Origin of the sequence: Halioglobus maricola (assembly GCF_009388985.1) — a bacterium.
Lineage (GTDB): Bacteria > Pseudomonadota > Gammaproteobacteria > Pseudomonadales > Halieaceae > Halioglobus > Halioglobus maricola.
Genome location: NZ_CP036422.1, coordinates 1,906,366 through 1,922,590, shown reverse-complemented (window position 1 = coordinate 1,922,590; position 16,225 = coordinate 1,906,366). Strand labels below are relative to the sequence as shown.

General features: G+C 57.2%; 18 protein-coding genes. 14 read left to right on the top strand and 4 right to left on the bottom strand.

Going from position 1 to position 16,225, the window contains the following annotated elements; all coding sequences use genetic code 11:
- Positions 1 to 48 precede the first annotated feature (48 nt).
- On the bottom strand, positions 49 to 402 hold the full coding sequence (locus EY643_RS08720; RefSeq protein WP_152661842.1) for a hypothetical protein: 354 nt from the start codon (positions 400 to 402) through the stop codon (positions 49 to 51).
- Between the two features lie 153 nt (positions 403 to 555).
- Positions 556 to 1,023 carry a winged helix-turn-helix domain-containing protein gene (locus tag EY643_RS08715; protein WP_152661841.1) on the bottom strand — a complete coding sequence of 156 codons (468 nt, stop codon included), beginning with the start codon at positions 1,021 to 1,023 and terminating at the stop codon, positions 556 to 558.
- Positions 1,024 to 1,252: 229 nt separating this feature from the next.
- Between EY643_RS08715 and EY643_RS08710 the strand changes: the two genes are divergently transcribed.
- Genes EY643_RS08710 through EY643_RS08685 form a run of 6 tightly spaced genes read left to right on the top strand, consistent with a single transcriptional unit; the run spans position 1,253 to position 6,334 of the window.
- Positions 1,253 to 1,933 carry an isochorismatase family protein gene (locus tag EY643_RS08710; RefSeq protein WP_152661840.1) on the top strand — a complete coding sequence of 227 codons (681 nt, stop codon included), beginning with the start codon at positions 1,253 to 1,255 and terminating at the stop codon, positions 1,931 to 1,933.
- 1 nt (position 1,934) lies between these two features.
- Positions 1,935 to 2,888: a polysaccharide deacetylase family protein gene (locus EY643_RS08705; RefSeq protein ID WP_152661839.1), complete on the top strand. Its 954-nt coding sequence runs from the start codon at positions 1,935 to 1,937 to the stop codon at positions 2,886 to 2,888.
- A complete protein-coding gene (locus EY643_RS08700; RefSeq protein ID WP_152661838.1) occupies positions 2,878 to 3,810 on the top strand; it encodes a polysaccharide deacetylase family protein in 933 nt (310 codons plus the stop codon). The genes EY643_RS08705 and EY643_RS08700 overlap by 11 nt, the downstream gene beginning before the upstream one ends.
- Before the next feature lie 10 nt (positions 3,811 to 3,820).
- Positions 3,821 to 4,600, top strand: a complete 780-nt coding sequence (locus EY643_RS08695) for a GntR family transcriptional regulator (RefSeq protein WP_152661837.1) — start codon at positions 3,821 to 3,823, stop codon at positions 4,598 to 4,600.
- Positions 4,601 to 4,622: 22 nt separating this feature from the next.
- Complete coding sequence (locus tag EY643_RS08690) at positions 4,623 to 5,759, top strand: nitrilase-related carbon-nitrogen hydrolase (RefSeq protein ID WP_152661836.1); 1,137 nt, start codon at positions 4,623 to 4,625, stop codon at positions 5,757 to 5,759.
- Positions 5,756 to 6,334: a VOC family protein gene (locus EY643_RS08685; RefSeq protein WP_152661835.1), complete on the top strand. Its 579-nt coding sequence runs from the start codon at positions 5,756 to 5,758 to the stop codon at positions 6,332 to 6,334. The genes EY643_RS08690 and EY643_RS08685 overlap by 4 nt, the downstream gene beginning before the upstream one ends.
- 1 nt (position 6,335) lies before the next feature.
- Here EY643_RS08685 and EY643_RS08680 read toward each other — a convergent pair whose 3' ends face one another.
- The gene (locus EY643_RS08680; RefSeq protein ID WP_170287335.1) at positions 6,336 to 7,286 is read right to left on the bottom strand and encodes a VOC family protein; all 951 of its coding nucleotides are present in this window, start codon (positions 7,284 to 7,286) and stop codon (positions 6,336 to 6,338) included.
- Between the two features lie 167 nt (positions 7,287 to 7,453).
- On the opposite strand from EY643_RS08680, the gene EY643_RS08675 reads away from it, so the two are divergent.
- Positions 7,454 to 9,931, top strand: coding sequence for a TonB-dependent receptor (locus EY643_RS08675; RefSeq protein ID WP_152661833.1), 2,478 nt, complete (start codon positions 7,454 to 7,456; stop codon positions 9,929 to 9,931).
- Between the two features lie 154 nt (positions 9,932 to 10,085).
- Complete coding sequence (locus EY643_RS08670; RefSeq protein ID WP_152661832.1) at positions 10,086 to 10,355, top strand: nicotinamide mononucleotide transporter; 270 nt, start codon at positions 10,086 to 10,088, stop codon at positions 10,353 to 10,355.
- Positions 10,356 to 10,463: 108 nt separating this feature from the next.
- Here EY643_RS08670 and EY643_RS08665 read toward each other — a convergent pair whose 3' ends face one another.
- Positions 10,464 to 10,913 (bottom strand): Spy/CpxP family protein refolding chaperone, encoded by a 450-nt coding sequence (locus EY643_RS08665; protein WP_170287334.1) that lies wholly within the window; start codon positions 10,911 to 10,913, stop codon positions 10,464 to 10,466.
- Between the two features lie 145 nt (positions 10,914 to 11,058).
- Between EY643_RS08665 and EY643_RS08660 the strand changes: the two genes are divergently transcribed.
- The 6 genes from EY643_RS08660 to EY643_RS08635 all read left to right on the top strand — a co-directional run bounded on the left by EY643_RS08660 (position 11,059) and on the right by EY643_RS08635 (position 16,216).
- Positions 11,059 to 11,751 carry a response regulator transcription factor gene (locus tag EY643_RS08660; RefSeq protein ID WP_152661830.1) on the top strand — a complete coding sequence of 231 codons (693 nt, stop codon included), beginning with the start codon at positions 11,059 to 11,061 and terminating at the stop codon, positions 11,749 to 11,751.
- Between the two features lies 1 nt (position 11,752).
- Positions 11,753 to 13,105, top strand: coding sequence for an ATP-binding protein (locus EY643_RS08655; protein ID WP_152661829.1), 1,353 nt, complete (start codon positions 11,753 to 11,755; stop codon positions 13,103 to 13,105).
- A 62-nt stretch (positions 13,106 to 13,167) separates the two neighbouring features.
- The gene (locus EY643_RS08650; RefSeq protein WP_152661828.1) at positions 13,168 to 13,992 is read left to right on the top strand and encodes a TauD/TfdA dioxygenase family protein; all 825 of its coding nucleotides are present in this window, start codon (positions 13,168 to 13,170) and stop codon (positions 13,990 to 13,992) included.
- A gap of 12 nt (positions 13,993 to 14,004) precedes the next feature.
- Complete coding sequence (locus EY643_RS08645) at positions 14,005 to 15,030, top strand: amidoligase family protein (protein WP_152661827.1); 1,026 nt, start codon at positions 14,005 to 14,007, stop codon at positions 15,028 to 15,030.
- Positions 15,027 to 15,794, top strand: coding sequence for a gamma-glutamyl-gamma-aminobutyrate hydrolase family protein (locus tag EY643_RS08640; protein ID WP_205743184.1), 768 nt, complete (start codon positions 15,027 to 15,029; stop codon positions 15,792 to 15,794). Before EY643_RS08645 ends, EY643_RS08640 begins: the two co-directional genes overlap by 4 nt.
- Complete coding sequence (locus tag EY643_RS08635) at positions 15,794 to 16,216, top strand: YqaA family protein (protein WP_152661826.1); 423 nt, start codon at positions 15,794 to 15,796, stop codon at positions 16,214 to 16,216. Before EY643_RS08640 ends, EY643_RS08635 begins: the two co-directional genes overlap by 1 nt.
- Positions 16,217 to 16,225 lie beyond the last annotated feature (9 nt).

Here is a 16,225-nt window from a genome sequence, read left to right as displayed (position 1 = left end):
ACGCGGCACGGATCACCTCGGTATCACCGTACCGCTGCTCTCATCAATCTAGTCTTCGATGCTGCCAACTTGTTCGATAGTGACACGACCCCGATTGCCAAACTTCGGGGCGAGGTAATCACTGACTTCTACCGCATTCTGGGTAAACGCGAATTCATCCAGAGCCATACTGTTGCACTCATAGGCCAAATGTTCGCGTTCCAGCGGGTAGGAACGCCCGTGGCGAAACGCATCCTCCAGCCCATCGACGTCGTCATAGACGATCGATAAACATACTGCACGTGCAGACAAATCACCTTCGTACTTAACAGTTTTAGCATTGTCGCCAGCGAGAGCCAGAGCAGGCACGAGGGCACCGGCAACGATCATCGGGGCTAACAAGGTTTTCACGGACATTGTCATCTTTGGCCTCCTTCCGGGGCGCACTGAACAAGCTACCCCCAGTCGTTGAATGTCGCGGCAGAGAGTGCGCGACATATCAAGCCTACCGCCCCTGTGCGAAAACTACCTGAGCAAAAGAAGACGTTTAAGGGATTTCGCTGTATCAGATTCTCATCATCTTGTGAGCGAAAAGAAGTCCGATGCAATGACCAGACCCGAGAGCAAGAGAAAAGCCACTGTCGCAGTAACAACGACGTTTACCGCGGTCTTGGCGGTGAACCCCGGCATATCAAGCGTCAAGCCTGGCCCCGTCGCCAGCGGTGCCGCGTCGTTCGCCGCTTCAGCCGACTCAATAAGACGATAACCAGATTTCGGTATGGTTTCGATAAGGTGCCTTTCACCACAGGCCTCAAAGTGTCTACGGAGAAGGGATATGCAGCGGGTGATTGCCTCGTCGCTGGTGTGACGACCGGCCCAAGCCTCATCGACAAGGCGCTCCTTGGAAACCACTTCGCCGCTGTGACGTGCCAGGCACAACAGCACTGAACGTACCTGTGGCTGCAGGTGCTGGGTCCCGCCTTCGGACGTGATTTCACAGGCTTCAACATCGAACAGTATCGGCCCGATTTGGTAGGCACTCACGCACTAATATCCATTTATCTGGTGAATGTATCCAAAAAGTATAGCTGCCAGAGAAAAAAGCATAGCTCGCGGCTTAAACCGTTTTACGCTTAAGACATCTGCGAATAACGCTTGGGAGTTCTAATGAACTAACGCAATCCGCGCTTCGATGGGGATCATTTCGTGTATCGCTATTGGATATAATGACATAATGTTATATCTTTTCTGGGTTAACGGATCTGGAGAGCACATGGAACATTCGAACAAGACCGCCCGGGAAATCTACCAGGAAGTCATCAACAATCCTGCGCGCAAGCGTTTCGGTTTCGGCCAGAAAGCGGTGCTGGTCAATATCGACCCCCAGAAGGCCTACACCCGCACCGACCTGTTTGCCACGGCCTATGAGACCGACCCCAAGCAGCTGGACTACGTCAACGAACTCTCCCGCGAATTCCGCCGCCTGGGCTGGCCCGTGGTATGGACTCACGTCGCCTACATGGCATCAGCGGAGGACGCCGGCATCTGGGGCACTCGCACCGACACCCCTGACTCCCTGCAAAATATCAAGTTTGACTCCGAGCGCTCTGAATTCGACGACCGGCTCGAGATCGACCGGGTAAAGGACGTCATCTATCTGAAGAAAATGCCCTCCGCTTTCTTTGAGACCCAATTGCAGTCCCTGCTGGTCTGGCACCAGGTAGACACGGTCATCCTCACGGGCGGTTCAACCTCGGGCTGCATCCGCGCTACCGCAGTGGACAGCCTGTCTCGGGGCTACCGAACTATCGTCCCCGAACAGTGTGTGGCAGACAAGCACGAGAGCTTCCACTTCGCCAACCTGACCGACCTCGCGCTCAAATATGCGGATGTGCTGTCCGTGGACGAGGTTAAAACATGGTTGTCCGGCGCACAGGCAAGTGGGCAGCAATAAGATGAAAGCGGACCCAGGTTTCTACGATTACTGGCCCTACGAGGGCCGGCCAAAGATCACATGGCCGGGCGGCGCAAAGCTGGCCTTCTGGGTTGCGCCCAACATTGAGTACTACGAACTCGACCCTCCAGCCAATCCGCAACGCAAGGCATGGCCCCAACCGCACCCCGCCCTGCCCGGTTATTCCATTCGCGATTATGGCAATCGCGTTGGCCACGTACGCCAGATGGACGTATTGGAAAAGTACGGCGTGCGGGGGTCTGTATCGCTTTCTACCGCGCTATGCGACCACCATCCGGAAATCATCGAGATGTGCGCCGAGCGCAACTGGGAGTTCTTCAGCCACGGTATATACAACACCCGCTACACCTACGGCATGTCCGAAGAACAGGAGCGCGACATGATTCGCGACTCCATGGAGAGCATCAACAAACACACCGGGCAACATTGCGCCGGATACCTCGCTCCCGCCCTCTCGCACTCAGAAAAAACCCTCGACCTATTCGCCGAGGCGGGCACTGAGTTGGCCGGTAACGACGCGGGGTTTTACACCTGCGACCTGTTTCACGACGACCAGCCCACGCCGATCAGCTTGCGCTCAAACAAGCAGTTTGTGTCCATTCCCTATTCACTGGAGATGAACGACACCATTGCCTATGTTGTTAACAAGATCGAGCCCCGCCGCTACGGACAGATGCTCAAAGACAATTTCGATCGCCTCTACCAGGAGGGGGCAGAGTCCGGCACGGTGATGTGTATCCCCACCCACAATTATCAGGTGAGCTGCCCGCATAGGCTAAAAGCCTTTGAGGAAGCGCTGGAATACATTACCGGCCACAGCGACGTATGGGTAACAACCGGGCGCGATATTGCCCGCCACTACATAGACAACCACTACGAGAGCAGTGTCGACGACATCGCCAACCGTCGGGAGGTGACAACTGATGGCCCTTGATGGCTCGCACCTGGAATACCCGCACCGCAGCTACGGCATGGATCACGAGCGCTACGACTGGAGCATGCTCTCGAAACGCAAACCGGTCACCTGGCCTGGTGATAGCAAATTGGCCCTGTGGATAAACGTCGGCATGCAGTTCTACCCGCTGAATCAGCAGGGCAAACCTTTTGCTGTGCCGGGCGGCATGACCATGCCCTACCCCGACCTGCGCCATTTTTCCCTGCGCGACTACGGCAACAGGGTAGGTATCTACCGCTTCCTGCAGGCTTTTGACCGGTACGGCGTCAAGCCCACCTTTGCATTCAACACCGAGCTCGCCGAGCGCGCGCCCTATTTGCTGCAGCGAATTGTTGAACGTGGCGACGAGATCATGTGCCACGGCTGGAACATGGACAGCCTCCACTATGGGGGTCAGTCACGCGAGGAAGAGGAAACGCTGGTGGCCCGCTCTCTTGACCGCCTGCGCGAACTTGCGGGCCAGCCAATTCAGGGCTGGATTAGCCCGGCGCGCAACGAGAGCGAAAACACACCTGACATCCTCGCTGCCAATGGTATCGAGTACTTCTGCGATTGGGTTAACGATGATATGCCCTACGCGTTTAACACGGGCGCGGGCCAACTCATCGCGATGCCCCTGTCGAACGAATTGGAAGACCGCTTCGTGATCATGAACAATCTGCACTCAGAGCAATCGTGGCTGGAACAAGTATGCGACGCTGGCGATTTCCTGCTGCTGGAGGCACAGAGCGCGGGCGGTAGAATCCTCGCGCTGAACATCCATCCGTGGATGCTGGGGCAACCTCACCGTATCGCCAAACTCGAAGCGGCCCTGGAATACCTCACCTCACTGGATGGGGTCTGGTGTGCCTCTGCTGGCGACATTCGCGCAGCATGGCTCGCGCAACAACAATCACAATGAAGGTAAGTGCATGAAAAACATCGGAGACATTTTCAGTGAAGGTCAGTTACAGGCACTGAATCAGGAAGCGCCGACCCCGCTGTACTTCCGTCTGTATACGCTACTGAAAGACGCGATTCTCAATGGAACTATCGACAATGGCGCCCAGATGCCCACGGAACAACAACTGGCAGAGACCTTCGGTGTATCTCGCATCACCGCTAAGCGCGCCATGGACGAGCTCGCCGCAGAATCTCTGGTAGAGCGACGTCGCGGCCGCGGAACGCATGTCACCTATGAATACAGCCCCCAGCCTGTGCAGGCACCCCTTGTCGGTATGCTCCAGGAAATCGAGAGCATGGCTCGCCACTCGGATGTACATGTACTGGAATGTAAATCCCTGAAGCCGCCAGCGAGTGTGCGCGAAGCGCTCAATATCGGCGAAGCGGATACCGCCCTGCATGTTGTGCGGGTCCGCTCCAGGGACGGCCTGCCTTTCGGCTACTACTCCAGCTGGACCGCGGGCCTGGCAAAAGCTGTCACCAAACGCGACTTCGAAAACGCCCCCAGGCTGGAAATTTTCCGCAAGCATGGACTCGCCATCACCCACGTGAGCCAGACCATTTCTGCGCTGGCGGCCACGCCTGATCTGGCTGCCCAACTCGACACCCAGCCCGGCGCACCGCTGCTCAACCTGGTCCGTCTCTCCTACGAAAGAGACGGCGACAAGGAACACCTGGTGGACTACCTGAAAGTGTTTTATCACCCGGAGCGGTTCAAGTACCGCATGGACCTCAAGGTCGACAATTGATAGGAACAGGCGGCCCTACTCGATGAAATTGCTCAGGAACGTTATTTTTCCATGCGCTATCAGCGTCTGCTTCACCGCTTCCGCGGACCCGGTACTAGTCCACGAAGACGGCAGCTACCCGCGCGCCAAGCTGGAAAAAGACGAGGTTGTGGTCAAGGTTATCCAGAACGGTGTCACCAACCTGCAGGATGCCGAAACTATCGCCGCGGGTCTGGATATCAATTTACAGCGCATGATCAGGCTGGCTGAGCAGGCCTGCAGTGAGGGACGCAAGCCAGATTTCCTGCTGTACAACGAGTTCCCCCTCACCGGTTACTCGTTCGGCACGCGCAACGAAAAGCTCAAGTTCACGATCGAAGTGCCCGGCCCCGAAACCGCAGCGCTAGGCGAGGTCGCAAAAAAATGTGACACCTACATTATTTTTGGCAGCTACGCTCGCGACCGTGCATGGCCAGGTCACATCCTGTCAATCAACACCGTAATCGGCCGCGATGGTGAGATTGCCGAAAAATTCTGGAAGACCCGCAACGTAAAACGCCTGGGTAACGATGGCGAGATACCTACCACGACCATTGAGAACGTTCGCGACCGCTACCGGCAAATGTACGGTATCGAGGCAGAGTTTCCCGTGGTCCGGAGCGAGTACGGAAATTTTGCCGTGAGCACCGTTCAACTGGACCCCTTCGTGTTTGCCGCTTTCGCAATGCGTGGCGTCGAAATTATGTTCCGCACCGCCACGCTGTTTTCGGAGGAAGATGTGAAAGCCACTGCGCGTTTCCACAACGTCTACTCAGCTATGTCAAACATCACCTTCCCTGAAGGTAGTGGCTACGAGCATATGGGCGGCGGCTCACTTATCGTCGCTCCAGATGGCAATGTGCTGGCAGAAGCGCGTCACAACAATGAGGCTATTATCGAAGGGGTGGTTCCCATCGCCACATTCCGCCAGGGTCGTCGCATTCCGCGCTACCCCGTAGAGGTCGTGGCGCCAGTATTTCAGCAGTACCAACAGGAAAGCCCGCTCAACCATCTGGACGTCCCCGCCGAAGAATTGCCGCAGACCAGAGCAGACATGAAACAACTGCTCGATCAAGAAAGCCGCTGGCTCAACCAAACGAACACCGAATCCAACGCCAAACCGAAAAAGGTAAACCAATGAACACACTGACGCGCGCCTTCACCCTGGGCCTGTTACTCGCTATCGGCAACAACATCGCCCACGCTGCCCCTGTGCCTGAAGATGAGCGCTTGTCTCTTGACCTGCGCCGCACCACACTGGTGGTGCGCGACATCGACCGTTCACTGGCCCTCTACAACGAAGCGCTGGGCATGACCATCAGCTACGACAAGATGATCCGCAATCCGCGCGACGCCAAGACCGATGAGACCTCCGACATTTCGCGACGGCTGACATTCCTGCAGGCCAATGACGATTTCATCGGCGTGCTCGGCCTGCTCGAGTATCGCAAACCGCGCAAGGAACAGCCCCTCGCCAGCAGCGAAACCGCCTTCGAGCCCGGAACGATCGTGTTGGTGTTCAATGTAAAAGATCTGGACCAGCGCTGGGACAGCGTTGTAGCAACGCCCGGGGTAGAAGTCATTTCCGAACCCACCCGGGTCGAATATCCATCGTATGACGGCAAAGGTGTTATTCCGGTGATGGTCAGCGTCATTCGCGACCCGGACGGCTTCGTCATCGAACTCAATCAACTGCTGGTAGACAAACTCAATTGAGTTACAGCAACTGGTAGAACTCCAGCCAGGCGCCCTCAGGCGCACGTGCCGCAAACATCAGCACACTGCCGTACGGCGCAAAGGCCAATGTTGTCGGGGCGAAGGGAATCTCTACACCCTCGCCCGCCAGCCGCTGAGCCAGTGCGGCGGCATCCTGCACCGGAAAACGCAGCCCCAGCAGTCCCAGATTTGGCGGCCTTGAGCGCGCGGCGAACTGCCGCCCCTCCAGACCGTGCATCTTAATCAATTCTACAGAGCCATCCATACTGCCGCCGGGCGAAAGGATGGCTATCTCTACATCCAGCTCGCTCACCAGATTGTGGGGAATGCCCAGCGGGTTTTCCCCGGGCGCATCCAGCAGTGGTTGACGAATATGGAGAAACTTGTCGAAGCCCAGCACCTGCTCATAAAACGCCAGCGATACTGCCATATCGGCAACCACCTGGCTGGAATTGAATACCGGCCCGACACTATCGGGCAACTGATCATCCGGTAGCGGCGGCGACAGACGCTCTATTAGCGCAACGGCCAGGCCATCCTCGCCCATAGCCAGCCACTCACTCACTTTCACTTCGCCGAATCGCCAGGCAACCGGGTCGCTGGGGCCGCGCCAGTTGGCCGCGCGGAACTCGCGCTGACGTTGGCCCATATCCGCCACCCGCACATTGAGGTCCAGCAGGGCACCGCAATCCCATGTTTGAGGATTGGGGCGTATGTCCTCTTGCTCGCAGCCTGCCAGTTCAATCAGGCGCAGCCTGCCCGCAACAGCATCTTGCTGCTGCAATACGACTTCACGGCCTGCGCACGTATCTGCTAAACCCCAGGCCCGCAGCAAAGACCCTGGCACTGCGCCTTGATGCCTTTCTGCCCAGCCGCTCAACTGTAACCAGTTGTCCGCCGCGCTCCGGGCATCGCGAACAATCACAACGCTCTCTGAGAAACCTTCAATCACTCTACTTACCTCTGGCATCCATTGATAAATGTCAATGCTGACAACGACTTAGCCTCTTGCACGCCGGTTTTCCCTGTGGTCTAATCGAGTAAAACCTAATGTTATATTTATATAACATATAAAACACAAAAAGCTTTAACTTCGCACCGACATACAGGGATATCACAATGATCAGCAAACCCAATCTCTGCCGCCAGGCAGTTCGCGCGGCGATCATCTCAACCGCTGCTGCGGCAACTCTACAGGGCGCCCCCGCCCTCGCACAGAGCAGCTTTGAGCTGGAAGAAGTGGTCGTCACCGCGCGCAAGATCTCGGAAAGCGCTCAGGACGTGCCCATCGCCCTGTCTGCTATCAGCTCCAACACTATCGATGAACTGGCGATCAAAGACCTGTCAGACATCTCAAAAATCACCGCGGGCCTGGTGTTCGACAACGAATTCAGTCGCGTCTCTGATCGCCCTGTCATTCGCGGCCAGGGCACCATCCTCGGTGAGTCCGGTGTTTCCTACTTTATCGACGGCGTCTACATCAATGGCTCGCTGGCGGGTTACGACCTGAATGATGTTGAACGGGTGGAAGTGATTAAAGGCCCCCAGAGCGCGCTATACGGCCGGAACACCTATTCAGGTGCGATCAATATGATCACCAAGTCCCCGGGCGACGAATTTTCCTCGGACATCAAAATAGAGCTTGCTGAAGACGGTCAGTACGACGTATCGGGCGCGATCCGTGGCCCCATCACCGATACCCTCGGCGGCAGCATCTCCGGCCGCTACTACGAGCGTGACGGTGTGTTCGAGAATCAGTTTGATGGCGACGACATTGGCGAACAGGAGTCCCAGAACATCGCGGCACTACTCGAGTGGAACCCCAGCGATGACCTTCGCATCCGCACACGTGCCGCCTGGGCAGAACTTGAAGACGGCCAGCCGGCGCTGTTCTCACAGCCCGCTTCCGAGAATAACTGCTATGAAGACAACGGTTCGCTCTACCAGGGCCTGGGCCGCTACTACTGCGGCACTCTGAAGCCCCGCGACGTTGACTCCGACTGGACCGTACAAGCGCCCGATGCACAGGACAGCGTCGAAACGCTACAGGTGAGCCTGAACATTGACTGGAACATCGGTGACAATTGGACCCTGACCTCGATCACAGGCTACAACGAAAGAGACTACACACAAATCAGCGAGGCAGACTACAGCCCGACCTCCTTCCAGGTGGCCAACTTCACACCCAACGGCTTCCCCTACGCTGGCTTCCCGGTACCGCCATTTGACTACGCCTACGTTGGATCCATCGTAGACTTCACCTTCGCCAGCGAAAGCGAGAGTGAAGACTGGTCGCAGGAATTGCGCTTCTCATTCGAGGGCGATAACACGCGTGCACTGATCGGCGCTTACTACTACGACGGCACAACAGACTCTCGCAGCATACGCGACCTTCCTGACGATGCCGCTGCCATCGCCGGCAGAAATTACGGCATCGAGTTTGGCCGAATGCAGGGCGTCTGTGCCGCTAACCCGATCTGTGGATCGATCGTTCCCTTCTTCGGCCCCACCATCGTCGTTTCTCGCGACCAGGAATCCGAAGACATTGAGAACATGGCAGCGTTCGGCATGTGGGGTTGGGACTTCACCGAAACCATGACGCTGACCCTTGAAGGTCGTTATCAGGAAGAAGAAATCTCCCAGGACACGATCGCTCAGGATCTCGGCGGCCCCGTGCAGAACACTACCAGCGCATCTGAAACTTTCGACAGCTTCAGCCCTCGCATTACGCTCGACTGGAAATTTTCTGACAACAGCATGCTGTATGCACTCTATGCCGAGGGCACCAAGCCGGGCGGATTCAATGGTACCGAGGCCATCGAGGCTGGCGTACCGTCCTATGACGAAGAAGAAGTTAAGTCCTTCGAAATTGGTTCCAAGAACGTCTTCGACGATGGCCGCCTGACCGCCAACTTCGCTCTGTTCTTCAATGACCTGGAAGGCTACCAGCTGACCCAGAACGTTCGCACCGCTGACCTGACCAACACCACCTCAGCTGTGACCAATGCGGGTGACGCCGAAATCTTTGGCTTCGAAGCTGAGATGAGCTGGTTCCCAGAGGCGATCGAAGGCCTGGGCATGCGCTTCAACTATGCCTGGACTGACTCAGAGTTTACCGACGGTTTCGACCAGAACCAGGGTGTCCTCAACGACGTTGCTGACAATGGCCTCGTTGATTGCTCCACCGGCAACGAATTCCCTGACCAGGACGACTGTACTTCCGCTTACGGTTCCATCGACGGCAAGGAAATTCCGCGTACCGCTGAGCATCAGGCCTATGTCGACTTTGAGTACCGTCGCCCCTTCGGCGAAGGTGACTGGGAGTGGAGCGTAGGCGCCGACTACAGTTACGAAAGCAGCAAATGGGCCCAGGTGCACAACCTGATAGAAACCGGCGACACCAACCTGGTGGGCGCGCGCATTGGCTTCACCAACGGCCAGTACGCTGTCCGCCTGTGGGGCAAGAACCTCACCGGAGAGGACTCCACACCACTGGCACTGCGTTACGCAGATGGCGCGGATTCCTTCAAGCGTAGTTTCGTCGGCATGAGCCGTCGCGACACCTACTTCGGTGCTACGTTCACCGCTGCGTTCTAGGGCGTTAGTGCTACTGCAAAAAACCCGGCTCTGGCCGGGTTTTTTTTGGCGAGTGCTTTGGCAGAGACTGTTATGATGGCTCCCGTCATTTATCCACCCGCCTGTAGCGCTAGCTGTTAAGTAATAAAACTATATAAGGATATTTCCAGAGTTTATGGATTCGCTGTATCAGTACTACTTTGTGGATTGGATCGGCATGATTCTCAGCTTGCTTTCGGTCTATATGCTGGGAAACAAACAACGGTCGGGATTCTTGTTGTTTGCGTTTTCTAATCTGATTTTCATCTTTCTGGGTCTTACCTGGATGGAAAGTATTGGAATGGCAGTAGGCAATGTCGTCTTCATGATTCTCAATATCCGGGGCTATCTCAGCTGGGTAAGAAATAGTGAGCCTGAAACTTCTGCCCCGGTCACTGCCACGTAACCCGCGCAAGCTGTTTGCTCCGGCCCGCCATCAGACGCCCGGCGTTGTATCCAGACACGAAAAAAAAGGGCAGCCCGAAGGCTGCCCAATACAGGGAACTCAATAGAGCTACTCTCCTCGGCGCCCCTTACCTTTGGCCTTGCGCTCAGACATTTTTGCCTGCATCTCTGTCATTTTGGCGCGCTGCTCATCAGTTAGCAGCTGATAGACAGCCGCGCGATTGCTGGTCATCTCGTAGGTTGTGCGCGCCGTGATTTCGCCAAGTTCATCTGACAGCGCCTGGGCTGTGCCGGCGTTGAAGTTGCTACGCTGCTCACTCAAAGCTTCGCGTATTTCTTCTATACGCACTCGGTCTGCCTCCATCTGCGCCCTGTCTTCGGCAAACACTGCCTCAACCTGGGTGCGCTGCGAATCGGTCAACTCCAGTTTGTCCGCCATACGCTCGATCATTTTTTCAGAATCGTGCCCTTTACCGTGGCCCATCGCCCAACCGGTAGTCGCCATGAGCATGCCACTGAGTGCTACTGCGGGAATTGCTTTCAATAATGTGTTTTTCATTTCAGTCTCCTGGTTTTCTGGTCCGGCACACCGTTGCGCCATGGATATAACTCTACTCAAAGCCCTCGTAAAGCTCTGCCGTCAACGAGTTAAGAATTGTTAAACACGGGTGACAAAGTGTAAGCATTTCCCCACACTTACCGTCATGGAAACCCCTATTCTCATTATTGATGACGATCAGGAGCTGTGCGCACTGCTAGCAGAATACCTCGGCACGCAAGGCTTTGCAGTAGCTGCAGTGCACGATGGCGCCGAGGCAGTTGAACATCTGCAAAAACACAGCTACAGCGCCCTGATACTGGATATCATGCTGCCGGGAATGCAAGGCCTGGACGTTTTACGCAAACTGCGGGAGCGCAGCGCAACTCCCATCCTGATGCTCACCGCGCGGGGCGAGGACACGGACCGTATTATCGGCTTGGAATTGGGTGCAGATGACTACCTGCCCAAGCCCTGCAATCCCCGCGAACTTGCAGCACGGCTCCGAGCCATTCTGCGCCGTGCGGACAGCCTCGGCACGCAAACCAGCGCCCAGACAAGCGTGGGCGACACCATACTAGACCGCGGCAACCGCAGCGCCGAATACGCAGGCACGCCGCTCCAGCTCACCAGCGCCGAATTCAATCTACTGGCCGTGCTGATTGCGCATGCCGGCGACGTGGTCTCCAAAGACACGCTCAGTGAAGAGGGGCTGGGCCGGCCGCTCTCCGCCTACGACCGCAGCGTCGATGTACATGTGAGTAAAATTCGCAAAAAACTCGCGGAGGCTGGTGGCGACAAACTCATTCTCAGCGTGCGCGGCGCCGGCTATCAGTTTGTAAGTCCTACAGGCAACTGATATGCGTAGCGGTATATTCCTGAAAATATTCCTCGGCTTCTGGCTGGCGACAATTGCCATTGTGGGCAGCTCAATGTTGGTCAATCAGTATTTTGACGATCAACCCCGGCAGGAACATCCCGATAGCGACGGCGATCGACGCCCTCCTCCCCGCTTCGTACTCAATCTCCTGTACCAGATACAACATCAGTCACCGGAGGAAGTCGCCGAATTCGTTGCCACTCTCGAGAGCGAACACAATCTCCAGGTCTACCTGCTCAAACGCGGCGAAGGCGAAATTCTTGGCAAGGCCGTGCCACCGGCGGTCGCAGAAGTGGCTGATCGCCTGAGCCATCGCCGGGGCCGCGCTTATTTACGCCAGGGCGATAAACGCTATTTCGCACACCGGGTGCGCGACAGCCAGCAGGGCAATCTGCGTGTGGTACTGGAATTCCAGGCGGACCGCCGCGGTTTCATCAATGCGCTCATCGAACACCTCTGGCTCAGAATACTCCTCGCCCTGCTGGTCAGCGGGCTGGTCTGCTACGGCCTGTCCAGGTTCATGACCCGCCGTCTTGCCCAGCTGCAGCAGGCAGCAAATCGAATAGCCGGCGGCGACCTCGAAGCGCGCCTGGATGTGCGCGACAAAGGCGGCGACGAAACCGATCAGCTGGCCAGGGACTTCAACAGCATGGCCGGGCAGCTGCAGGCACGCATGGAAGCCCAGCGCCAGCTGCTGAGCGATATCTCACATGAACTCCGCTCCCCGCTGGCCCGACTGCGAGTAGCGCTAGCCCTGGCCCAGGACGCGCCTGATCAAGGCGCCCGTTATCTCGAGCGCATGGAACGCGAAACAGAACGACTCGAAGAGCTCATTCAACAGCTACTCAGCGCCCACCAGGAACAACGCGAGTTGGATTCACATATTGATCTTGTGGGGCTGCTGAAGAATTTGTGCCAGGACGCCAGTTTTGAAGGCAAGGCAGAGGGCACCACAGCGAGACTGGACACCGGGCTGGAACAGGCTGTGGTGGCCAGCACGGGCGATCTGCTACACCGCTGCTTTGAAAATATCCTGCGCAACGGTCTGCGACACACGGCACCGGGATCAGTGGTCACCGCCGGTATCCTGCGCATAGACCACCAGTATCGCATTGAAATCGAAGACCGCGGCCCAGGCCTGCCAGAAACCGAACTGAATCGCATCTTCGATGAATTCTATCGGGTTGACACAGCGCGCAGCCGCGAGGACGGTGGCCACGGCCTTGGCCTGTCCATTGCTCGCAGGGCGATCGAGCTGCACGGCGGCACTATCCGCGCAGAAAATACTGGCAGCGGCTTGCGCGTTACTGTGTCGTTACCGATGTCTAACTGATGCTTTCGCTACACCCGGCGAGCGGTGTAAAATCATCAAAGAACATCAGAGAAGAAACGTCCATGCTTGACATTAAACCGATGGCTGGCGCCCTGGGCGCCGAGATTCGCGGCATCGACCTGTCCGTTACGCTAACCGAAGAAGACTTTCTGCGGGTGCGCAAACTACTCAATGAGTACCAGGTAATATTTTTCCGCGAGAGCGGCATCACGCCAGAGAATATGAGGGCACTTGCCCTGTCGTTTGGCCCTGTCCAGGCGCACCCGGCCTACGAAACGGTTGTAGGCTTTCCCGAAATCACCATTCTTGAAAGCAAGCCGGAAGCGCCCACCAAGATCGAGGCCTGGCACACCGATATGACCTACAGCGAGCATCCTCCCATGGCCACCATGCTCAAGTCGGTGATACTGCCGCCCAAGGGTGGGGACACGCTATGGTCGAGCATGACGGCGGCGTATGACGCCCTGTCACCGCGTATGCAAAAGTTTCTCGAGGGTCTCTCCGCCGTTCACGACTTCGCTTTTGGCTTCAAGGAGAGTTTGGCCGAGCCCGGCGGCAGTGAGCGCCTCGCTGATGCCATCGCAGCACACTCACCGGTACGCCATCCGGTGATCCGCAGCCATCCGGAAACCGGCAAGAAGGCCATTTTCGTCAACTCGTTATTCACCACGCATATTGAGGGCCTGCGGCGCGAGGAAAGCGACGCCGTGCTGAGTTTTCTGTTTGAGCATGTGAAAACGGATGAATTCACCTGTCGCTTTCAGTGGGGGCCTGATTGCCTCGCCTTGTGGGACAATCGCTGCACCCAACACCGCCCGATCAACGACTATTTTCCGGCTCATCGACGCATGGAACGTATCACCATCGATGGCGACAAACCCTTTTAGCGGAGAGTTACCATGGCAGCGCTGTACCAGATGCCACCTGTATTGCTGGACTCCAGCGACGAACCGCGCCGGGCCGGGTTCGAATTTGAATTTGGCAACCTGCCCATCGCGGAGACCAGCAGCGCACTATGCGAAGCGCTGGGCGGCCGCCTGGAAACCCTCAGTCCGTTTGAAGCCATCATTCACGACAGCAGCCTCGGTCGGCTTAAGGTTGAGCGCGATGCCAACATACTGAAAGCCGGCCGCTACCGAAAGTGGCTCGGGAACCTGGGCCTTGAATTTGAGCCCGGGTCACTGGGCCACGAGCTCGAAACAAATATCGACAATGCCAGTCGCGGCCTGGTGCCCTGCGAAGTTGTCACGGCACCCATTCCTCTCACTGAAATCCAGCAGCTGGATATTCTCGTCGACACCCTCAACAAAATGGGCGCCGAGGGCACTCAGCAGTCGATCATTTACGCCTTCGGCCTGCACATCAACGCGTCTATCCCCAGGCTTGATGCCCCCACTACGCTCGCCTATATCCAGTCATTCCTGTTGCTGCATGCCTGGATCATGGAACTGGCGGAGACGGATCGCACGCGCCGTTACCTCACACGCTATATCGACCCGTTCCCCCCGGAATATGTGCAGCTCGCGCTGGATAACAGCTATCAGCCCAGTTCACACCGCCTGGTGGCGGACTATATGCAGCACAACCCCACCCGCAATCGCGCCCTGGATATGCTTCCCATACTGAGCATGCTCGACGAAAAGACAGTCCTGGAGAACCTCAGCCCGGAAGAACGCGAACTGGTATCCGCCCGGCCAGCATTTCATTACCGCCTGCCGGACTGCAAGGTCAACGAACCCGACTGGAGTGTCTCCTCCGCCTGGAATCGCTGGGTAATGGTCGAGACACTGGCAGCCGACGACAGCCTTCGCAGCGAGCTGATCGATACCTGGCAAGAACACAGCGAACATTTCAGCCTGCTACCCAACAGCCGCTGGATCGCCATTCTCACCTCCCTCCTCGGCCAAAAACTGCTTCTACCTTGAGCGATCGCCCTGTCATCGGGATAACTGGCCCGGACCGCGGCGGCTATGCCGCCTGGGCGATGACAGCACTGGCCGTGCTCCGGGCGGGCGGCACACCCAGACGAATCAGGCCGGGCTACTCGTATCAGGAGAGTGCGCTGGATGGGCTGATCATTGGCGGCGGCACCGACGTCGACCCGCTGCACTATGGCGAAGAGCCACCGGCCAAATCCCAGATGGCATTTAGCTGGAAAGACTGGCTGGTCAGCCTCGCACTGTTCCCCCTGCGCATTCTGTTCGCACGGCACAGCGCCGGCGACTACGACCCGGATCGTGACGCGCTGGAGAAGCAGCTTATCAGCCACGCCCTCTATGCAGGCAAACCCCTGCTGGGGATTTGTCGTGGCGCCCAGCTTCTTAATGTCACTCTGGGTGGATCCCTGCACCAGAGCATCGAACATTTCTACAGCGAAGGCACCGGCAACCCGCGCAGTGTATTGCCAGCCAAAACAGTCATGCTCGCCGAGAACAGTACCCTCGCCACTGTACTCTCAACCCGGCGCTGCCGCGTCAATGCCTTGCACGAGCAGTCCATCAAGGAACTCGGGGGCGATGTCATCGTTTCTGCGCGCGAGGCGAGCGGGGTCATACAAGCCATAGAACTCAGCTATGCAAACTTTGTCATAGGGGTGCAGTGGCACCCGGAATACATGCCCCAGAGCATTCGTCAGCAGGGTCTGTTCCGCCACCTGGTATACACCGCGCGCGCAGGCCAGAGCAGCTAATGGAAGCCTATCTGAGCCTGTTTCTCGCCGCCTTTCTCGCCGCGACGCTGGTGCCGGCCTATTCAGAGATTCTCTTCGCCGGGCTGGTGTCAGCGGGCTATGACCCACTCACCCTGCTGTTCTGGGCTTCGCTGGGGAATACGCTCGGGGCTGCCGTGAACTGGCTCATGGGACGCTATCTGCTGCACTTTCAAGACCGACGCTGGTTCCCTTTCAAGGAGAGTTCGCTTAGCGCTGGGCAGAAATGGTTCAATAAATGGGGGGTCTGGTCGCTGCTACTGGCCTGGATGCCGGTGGGGGGTGATGCGCTCACGTTTATTGCCGGCATGATGCGGGTGCCGTTCTGGTTGTTCTTTGTCCTCACCGCAATCGGCAAGACATTGCGCTACGCCATTTTACTGGGCCTCATCACGGCGCTCTAGCCACGCCGT

Coding starts and splice junctions, on each gene's coding strand:
- EY643_RS08635 (WP_152661826.1), top strand. CDS start 15,794: ATGGAAGCCTATCTGAGCCTGTTTCTCGCCGCCTTTCTCGCCGCGACG.
- EY643_RS08655 (WP_152661829.1), top strand. CDS start 11,753: ATGCGTAGCGGTATATTCCTGAAAATATTCCTCGGCTTCTGGCTGGCG.
- EY643_RS08705 (WP_152661839.1), top strand. CDS start 1,935: ATGAAAGCGGACCCAGGTTTCTACGATTACTGGCCCTACGAGGGCCGG.
- EY643_RS08695 (WP_152661837.1), top strand. CDS start 3,821: ATGAAAAACATCGGAGACATTTTCAGTGAAGGTCAGTTACAGGCACTG.
- EY643_RS08710 (WP_152661840.1), top strand. CDS start 1,253: ATGGAACATTCGAACAAGACCGCCCGGGAAATCTACCAGGAAGTCATC.
- EY643_RS08665 (WP_170287334.1), bottom strand. CDS start 10,913: ATGAAAAACACATTATTGAAAGCAATTCCCGCAGTAGCACTCAGTGGC.
- EY643_RS08660 (WP_152661830.1), top strand. CDS start 11,059: ATGGAAACCCCTATTCTCATTATTGATGACGATCAGGAGCTGTGCGCA.
- EY643_RS08690 (WP_152661836.1), top strand. CDS start 4,623: ATGAAATTGCTCAGGAACGTTATTTTTCCATGCGCTATCAGCGTCTGC.
- EY643_RS08700 (WP_152661838.1), top strand. CDS start 2,878: ATGGCCCTTGATGGCTCGCACCTGGAATACCCGCACCGCAGCTACGGC.
- EY643_RS08685 (WP_152661835.1), top strand. CDS start 5,756: ATGAACACACTGACGCGCGCCTTCACCCTGGGCCTGTTACTCGCTATC.
- EY643_RS08670 (WP_152661832.1), top strand. CDS start 10,086: ATGGATTCGCTGTATCAGTACTACTTTGTGGATTGGATCGGCATGATT.
- EY643_RS08675 (WP_152661833.1), top strand. CDS start 7,454: ATGATCAGCAAACCCAATCTCTGCCGCCAGGCAGTTCGCGCGGCGATC.
- EY643_RS08650 (WP_152661828.1), top strand. CDS start 13,168: ATGCTTGACATTAAACCGATGGCTGGCGCCCTGGGCGCCGAGATTCGC.
- EY643_RS08645 (WP_152661827.1), top strand. CDS start 14,005: ATGGCAGCGCTGTACCAGATGCCACCTGTATTGCTGGACTCCAGCGAC.
- EY643_RS08720 (WP_152661842.1), bottom strand. CDS start 402: ATGACAATGTCCGTGAAAACCTTGTTAGCCCCGATGATCGTTGCCGGT.